4 protein-coding genes are annotated in these 3,154 nt (G+C 39.5%); 1 reads left to right on the forward strand and 3 read right to left on the reverse strand.

Annotated features, from left to right (window positions below):
* The first annotated feature begins 79 nt into the window (after nucleotides 1–79).
* Nucleotides 80–685, forward strand: a complete 606-nt coding sequence (locus tag B157_RS0110865) for a hypothetical protein (RefSeq protein ID WP_157618392.1) — start codon at nucleotides 80–82, stop codon at nucleotides 683–685.
* 58 nt (nucleotides 686–743) lie between these two features.
* Here the strand turns inward: B157_RS0110865 and B157_RS0110870 are convergent, their stop codons facing one another.
* The 3 genes from B157_RS0110870 to B157_RS40075 form a co-directional block, all read right to left on the reverse strand.
* Complete coding sequence (locus B157_RS0110870) at nucleotides 744–1,847, reverse strand: nucleotidyl transferase AbiEii/AbiGii toxin family protein (RefSeq protein WP_020603354.1); 1,104 nt, start codon at nucleotides 1,845–1,847, stop codon at nucleotides 744–746.
* Nucleotides 1,837–2,637, reverse strand: a complete 801-nt coding sequence (locus tag B157_RS0110875; protein WP_020603355.1) for a DUF6577 family protein — start codon at nucleotides 2,635–2,637, stop codon at nucleotides 1,837–1,839. Before B157_RS0110875 ends, B157_RS0110870 begins: the two co-directional genes overlap by 11 nt.
* 295 nt (nucleotides 2,638–2,932) lie before the next feature.
* Nucleotides 2,933–3,067, reverse strand: coding sequence for a hypothetical protein (locus B157_RS40075; protein WP_020603356.1), 135 nt, complete (start codon nucleotides 3,065–3,067; stop codon nucleotides 2,933–2,935).
* Nucleotides 3,068–3,154 lie beyond the last annotated feature (87 nt).

Genomic DNA, 3,154 nt, shown 5'->3' on the forward strand with positions numbered 1-3,154 from the left:
ATCAACGAGGGCATGTAATTCTTCTCTGGTCATGGGAACAAGGGCTTTTTGAGGCTATGTCAACAAGATACTGGTATTTTTGAAATGCACCCGTTCAACTTCCACTCATCGAGATGGCGGATTTGAGTTTATTAAATGGACGTTGCAAAGGGTAATTTGGGAGCTGGATCAAATTGTTTCCAATCAATCCGGTAGTATTGGAAATCGGGTAATAACAAATTACTGGAGAGTTTGGGAACAGTTCTATCAAGTACTTACACAGTCTAATTATCAAATATTTTCTAACTTGTTATTCTTGGAGATTGACTGGAAAAAGGAGGCAACACATTGGAAACCACTGGAAGGTAAGAAGTATTTTATTAAACGGGTTACTGATATGTTCGGTCAATACAATATACGCCCGTTGGTCAAACTTCTGTCAACCGTTGGTGATCAAACTTTATTACCAGAAGGTCTACATTGGGTAGTGGATAAAATAAAAAATCATCCTGAAAACTTGGACGCTTTAGCTCAAGATGAAGCTGAAGCGCTTATCAATCGGCTTTACCAACGACATATTACATTTATAAAAACGAACACCTCTTTGTTAAATGATTTTATCTGGTTACTTGACAAGATGATTGATTCAGGTTCATCTCAGGCATATATTACTCGTGAGAACTTAATTACATATAAAGTGAACTAATGGATTGATTTTTAGTAATTATAAACGTCTCATTTCTCTTCAAGCAACTTAAGTTTACTCAATGTTCCTTCAAATGGCGCAAGTTCACACTCATTTGTACTTCTTTTAAGGCCTCAACTAATTGTAACGCGTGGTACCAATAAAAAAAGGCTTCCGGCTGTGCCTTTTTAAGCTTGTTAAGCCGGTTAAAGGAAGCATCGTTAATTAGCCAGCTAGTAATTTCTTCGGCTTTTGTGTATCGATGAATGGTTGTTTGATTTGCCCTAAGTAGCTGACTCAAATAAGCAGCTTTAGCGCCTGCTACAATGGCCTCTTCTGCGGTAAAACCACCTATCACGAAATTCTTTAATCGTTGAATACCGCCCAATAAAATATTGTAATTTTCATCTTTTGCATCTCGTTGGGCTAGAATCAGCGATGTTTGAAAGATATCGTCTAACACTGCGCTGGAGTCAATTTCTAACCGGCGGAACCTAATTTCTTCTTCAGCTATCTTTTCAAAGGATACTTTGATAGCTTCAATATCTGTAGCTACATCAAACAACTGCGCTACGTCAAATAATTGTTTGACGATTTCGGCAGGCCGTTGTTTACTGTAAAGGATACCCGTAGTATTCGGAGCAAAGGCGGTCAATTTGTCGCCTAGTAGGCTATCTGTTTCTGGTAAGCGAATTATAGTAAGGGGCTCTTCTGTAACAAGCCAAGGGTGACGGATGGGTTTCTCAGTTATTGAAACGTAGTTGGGTTCTGTATAAAGAATGTCCAGAAGAATTGGCTCCTCTGGATGTTGAGGATCAACTTGGCTAATGTAATAGAATTTAAAATGTCCGACAGGGATATCGGAATGCGTTGCTCGCTCTGAATCATCTTGCCAACGCCTGAAGGCTCCTGACGTAATGATAGCCTCAAAGCGTTCAAACAAGTTCGCAGGTTTATTAGGCATTATTATGTCAATATCAATTGAAAACCGGCGAGGCTGTTCAAAATGAAGAATTAATGAAGTGCCTCCTTTGAATACAAAATCTAATTGTTGCCGTTGTAGCTGCTCTAATAAACTTAAAGCTCGCACTACTTTTTCAAGAAGTTTTAAATCAACAGACTTGGAAAAGCGCTCGGAGGTCGCTTGTAGCCATTCTCTTGTAAAAGATTGTTCAAGAATCATGCGGCTGGTAATTAGGTGGGAGTTGAATAAGGAAAAAATCGACCTTTTCTATCTTATTGCGTCGGCGTGCGTATCGTCTGAGCTTATCTCGGTTAATCACATACTTTTCGAAAGCAGACTTTATGATATATGCTAGTTCCTCCTTAAAGGCATAGAATAGATCCTGATCCGCTATCAGATCAACTATAATTTTTTCTAGCGAAGCTGTTTTATACTGCGCTTCCTGTTGCAGTGGTGCTTCACCACTAAGGGGCTTAATGATAATAGGTGCCTCTGCGTTTGCTCCATGATGAATAAGTCTTATCCAATCCTGGTAATAGTAGACGGACCCTACGTTACGCTCAGGGAATATTCCTCTATTTTGCAATAAATTGTATGTAGAAGATAGTGCTACCCGTTCAACTTCAACGAGTTGAATAAAATCCATTGGTTGCTGAATCATCAAATCAGCTATTGTTCGGGTGTCCCAAACGCAATACTCAATAAAAGGCAAGTCAACTTTTATTTGATCGCCAACCTTTTGCAAATCCTTAGGAATACTTGGCGAGAATTGACGACGGGTATTGAGTGCGTAGTATCCCCAGCCTGTTCTTATTAATACTCCATCCCTAGCCAACTCATGTAACCGCCAATCAAGCGTAGACAATTTGGCGTCAACATAGAATAACCTTAAGAAGTCGATTATTTGCTCTTTAGGTATAGCATCCTGATCACGAAATCGTGATTTTAAATTTTCGATTAAAAACTCTTTATCCAATTTGCTTCTCCAAATTTTGGCAAAAATAGTCATTATTTGCCAAAATTTGGAGAATTGAGGTTAGTCATATTATCAAGCCCCATGCTTTTAACCGGTTATGACAATCACTATCAATCATTCTTCGATTGACGTTCATTGACTTGTCCTGAAATAGGGAATAGTTTAACCCTTATCTTGGAAACCAGAAAACGTTCACGAAAAGGTTCGTTTCACTTTACTCCCTTATGACGCTCAGAGAAATCTTGCCCGCCGATATCCTCACCTAATGTCCTTAAAATCAGAGCAATACTACTCCATGATGAAACATTTTCTCACTACTGGACATCTACTAAATAGCGGGTTTGGGCACTTTTACTTTTTGGCGCATGGCATTTATCAGCCATTCTACGAAATGGTCAATTGTAGCCAGATGGTTGGCGACGACTCCGTAGCCAACCCGAAACACCGACTCCGTGGGGTGCATTTCAAAAGTACCCGCAAATAGTTACATTGTATAATCTGTACCCCTTTTCTGTGCACTACTATGACTCGTGAAGAACTCCATGCGCTG

The sequence above is a fragment of the Spirosoma spitsbergense DSM 19989 genome (assembly GCF_000374085.1).
GTDB lineage: Bacteria > Bacteroidota > Bacteroidia > Cytophagales > Spirosomataceae > Spirosoma > Spirosoma spitsbergense.

What these genes read in the sequence shown, in the direction of transcription:
- B157_RS0110870 (WP_020603354.1), bottom strand. Translation starts at nt 1,847, where the DNA reads ATGATTCTTGAACAATCTTTTACAAGAGAATGGCTACAAGCGACCTCC.
- B157_RS0110875 (WP_020603355.1), bottom strand. Translation starts at nt 2,637, where the DNA reads ATGACTATTTTTGCCAAAATTTGGAGAAGCAAATTGGATAAAGAGTTT.
- B157_RS40075 (WP_020603356.1), bottom strand. Translation starts at nt 3,067, where the DNA reads ATGCACCCCACGGAGTCGGTGTTTCGGGTTGGCTACGGAGTCGTCGCC.